Origin of the sequence: Archangium sp. (assembly GCF_036389735.1) — a bacterium.
In the GTDB taxonomy this organism is placed as follows: Bacteria; Myxococcota; Myxococcia; order Myxococcales; family Myxococcaceae; genus Archangium.
The window spans coordinates 1-3,933 of sequence record NZ_DASVWK010000477.1 but is presented as its reverse complement, the minus strand read 5'-3'; the positions used below and the strand labels follow the sequence as shown (position 1 = coordinate 3,933).

The window sequence follows — 3,933 nt, the reverse complement described above, 5'->3', positions numbered from 1 at the left end:
CGTCCTCTGCAGGGACAGGGTGCCGCCATCGTCTCCCACGGTGGAGACGAAGATGTCGCTCCCTCCCTGGACGGGAGTGTGACCCGGGAAATTGCTCGAGGTGGTGTTCCCCCACACCAGCAACTTGTCGCCAGCACCAGCGGCCGGCAGGGTCACCGCGACGGCATACTCATCGCGGTTGCCTCCGATGCGGAGCGGGGCCGAGGCCGAGGGGCTGCCACCGTTGACGCCGGAGATCCGGGACACGAAACCATTCGTCACGCCCCCCGCGAAATCACTGTAGTACCCCGCGGCATAGAGGGAACCGTCCGCTCGGGCGGTAAGACCCATCACGCCATCGCTGCCGTCGTCGTTATTCCCCACCTGCTGGATGAGCAGGGTCCACTCCGCCTTGCGCTGGCCGGGGTCGAAGCGGGTGATGAAGCCGTCTTCACTCACGATGGGCCCCGCGCCCGGGAGGAACCCCGCATCCATCATGCCGTTCGAGGTCGTCGACCCCGCGAGGAACAGCCGACCCTGGGGACCCCGAATCATGTCGGAGATGATGTCGTTCCCATTCCCGCCGACGTGGAGGAACCACTCGAGCTGCTTTCCGGAGGGATCGAGTCGGGCCACGAAGCCATCTGGTCCGTCCAGGGAGTAGGCCTTGCTGATCCCCGTCCCTCCATCGGCCAACAACCACTGAAGCTCCGGCGACCCGGTGGTGCCCGAGACGTACAGCTCCTCCGCGTCACCGAGGACGAGCTCGCTGACGAGCTCGTAGCTCTGGCCGCCGAACACCGTCCACCACGCGAGCGTGCCATCCGCCTGGAACCGGGCGACGAGCACATCGCTTGGCCCCCCTCGCACGCCGAAGAGGCTACTCTGCCCCCGCGCGGAATCCGGAGCAGCCCCCACCGTGCCGGCGACGAGGAGCTCCCCCGCGGCGTTCTGCTGGATGGCCCGGAGCCCATCGAACTCCCCGGGCCCCCCGAGATAGGTGTTCCAGAGGACGAGCGGATCCACCACCACCGGGCGCTCCGGATCCTCCACGTCCACCTCGATGGCGTACGCCCAACGCTCGCGCCCCAGCGCCCGCACGTCCGTGAAGCGGCAGCCCACCGCCTTCGGCATGCCGTCCGCCTGCTCCTGCATGCAGTGGAGCCCCTCCTCGCGCAGCACGTCCTCGCCCAGGTCCACCTCCAGCGCCCGCCCCTCCTCCACCACCCGCACCGCCTGGGCTCCGGCATACTCCAGCGTCACCCGCCGCAAGTCCGCCCCGCGCTCGGCCCGGAAGCCATACTCCACGCCCTCGGCGCGCTCCTCGAACCACAGCTCCACTCCCGGTAGCACGCCCGGATAGCGCAGCCCTCCATACGTGGGCACCTCTCGCTCCCAGGATGCCGTCGGTCCCACCAGGCGGTGGAGCTTCGCCTCCCGTGGCTTCTCCGCCCGGGGCGTCACCGCGCGTCCGCCAGCCACGCTCCAGCCCAGGGGGCGTGAGGCCTGGGTGCGCGAGGGCAGGCGCAGCTCCACGCCTCTGTCGGTGAAGAGGGCCTGGGTGCGCAAGTGCCGCAGCTCGTACCGCCCGGCCGAGCCCTGGGGCGCCGGGGCGATGCCCGGCCGGAAGATGGGCGCCCTCGGAGGGGCCGGCTGAACCGGAGGCCCACTGCGCGTGGGTTGGCTCACCGCCCCCCAGGACAGCAAGGTGACGCAGACAACGGCCGACACACCGAGCACACGACGCAACACGGAGCCCCCTCGATGGACGAATCAGCTTGAAGACAGGTTAGCGAGAACGAGTCACCCCGCGTCGACGACAGGCGAGCAGCACCAGCCCCACGAGCGAGCCGAGGGCGAGGGTCCCGGACCCACCGCTGGAGCCACTGGCGCCGCAGGACCAGCCCAGGGGAGACAGCGGCTCCACCTCGGTGCCCGTGCCCCCGTCCGGGCGGGACGGCTCTCCGCCTCCATTACCCGCGTCCACACCGGCATCCGTCCCCCCGCCTCCATTACCCGCGTCCACACCGGCATCCGTGCCCGGGCCCGTTCCGGCATCCGGCGTCACGACATCGGGCTCCACCCGCATGAGGAACAGGTCCTTCTGGCCGAAGGGATTCTTGCTGTACCCCGGCGTGCCCAGGGGAACCAGATCATCCGAAGTGGTGGTGCCGCCGACGAAGAGCCGACCCGGAAGGTCGCTCCTCAGGGCGAGCACCTCGTCCTCTCCGCCTCCTCCCACCAGCGAGGACCACAGCAGCGGGATGCCCGCATCGACTTCCATCAGCGCCACGAAGCCCTCGGTGAGCCCGTCGCCGAAGGCCGGGTCGAATGCATCCTTCCGTGGGAAGTCGGTACGCGAGGAGGTCTTTCCGCCCAGGTAGACGATGTCCCTCGTGGCCGCGGCGCTTCGATCCACGGCCAGGGTCAGCCCCTCCTCATCCCCGGAGCCTCCAAGGAGGCTCGCGCCCTTCAGCGCCAGGGTGCCCCTGTCGAGCGTCACCACGAAGGCATTGGACTGCGACAGGGAAGCGCCCGTCGCACTCGGGAAGCCATCCGAGCGGGTCGTACCACCCACGAAGAGGGTGGAGTTGCTGACACCCTTGAGCGCGAGCGCGCGCCCTTGATCGTCCCCCACTCCACCCAGGTAGGTGGCCACCTCGACCCCACCATCCTCTGGAGTCAGTCTCGCGACGAAGACGTCATTCGTGCCTTCAGGTCCCGCATGAGCCCGCGTGACGGAGGTGAGCAGGCCGGTGGAAGCCGTCTTCCCCGTGACGTAGACCTTGCCTCCTTCGCCCACGGTGACCGCGTAGGCGACATCCGCATTGGCCCCGCGCATCACATTGGACCAGTTCAACGTGGCGACATTGGGGCCACCATCGTTGGAAGCAGCGGGGCTGAGCCGGGTCACGAAGGCATCCAGGCCTCGGGGAGTGGACGCCGCGGGCGCCCCGGGGAAGTCCAGCGCGGTGGTCTGTCCGACGAGGAAGAGCCCGCCGTCAGCGCCCACGGCCATGTCGTGGATCTCCTCATCCCCGTTGGCCGTACCGACGAAGTGGACCCAGTTGAACTTCAACGTCACGGGGTCGAGCTGCGCCACGAGCCCATCCCTCGTCCCCTCCCCTCCGTGATTGAGCCTCGTGTTCAACTCCAACCCGAAGGTCGTCGAGTTGCTCGTGCCCGCGACGTAGACCATTCCGTCCTTGCCGACCACGATGGAGCGGCCGATGTCCTCACCATCGCCCTGCAAGCCTCTCCAGCTGGCGAACCCACCATCCTCGAAGTACTTCGCGACGATGACGCCCCTGCCTGGAATCACCAGGCCATCCACGGTCACCAACGTGGTCTCCAGGGCCGCCGTTCCGACGATGAAGACCTCCCCCGCGTCGGTCACGGCCATGCCCCCGAACGTGTCGTCTCCCGCCCCCCCGAGATAGGTGCTCCAGCGGATGACCGGATCCACCACCACCGGGCGCTCCGGATCCTCCACGTCCACCTCGATGGCGTAGGCCCACCGCTCGCGCCCCACCGGGTGCGCGTCCGTGAAGCGGCAGCCCACCGCACGCAGGAAGCCATCCGCCTGCTGCTGCGCGCAGTGCAGCCCCTCCTCGCGCAGCACGTCCTCGCCCAGATCCACCTCCAGCGCCCGCCCCTCCTCCACCACCCGCACCGCCTGGGCTCCGGCGTACTCCAGCGTCACCCGCCGCAAGTCCGCCCCGCGCTCGGCCCGGAAGCCGTACTCCACGCCCTCGGCATGCTCCTCGAACCACAGCTCCACCCCTGGCAGCACGCCCGGGTAGCGCAGGCCGCGTGCCTCCGCCTGGGGCCGTACCGCGCTCCCGCCCACCACGCTCCAGCCCAGCTCACGCGAGGCCAAGGTGCGCGAGGGCAGCCGCATCGCCAGTCCCGTGTCGGTGAAGAGCGCGCTGACACGCCGGTGCTGCAACAGAT

1 protein-coding gene and 1 pseudogene are annotated in these 3,933 nt (G+C 69.5%); both read right to left on the bottom strand.

Features of this window, described 5'->3' with window-relative positions; genetic code table 11:
* On the bottom strand, positions 1 to 1,731 hold a 1,731-nt coding region (locus tag VF794_RS17010; RefSeq protein ID WP_331111664.1), incomplete at its 3' end, for a hypothetical protein.
* 37 nt (positions 1,732 to 1,768) lie between these two features.
* A pseudogene (locus VF794_RS17005) lies at positions 1,769 to 3,933 on the bottom strand (hypothetical protein); the annotation flags it as partial.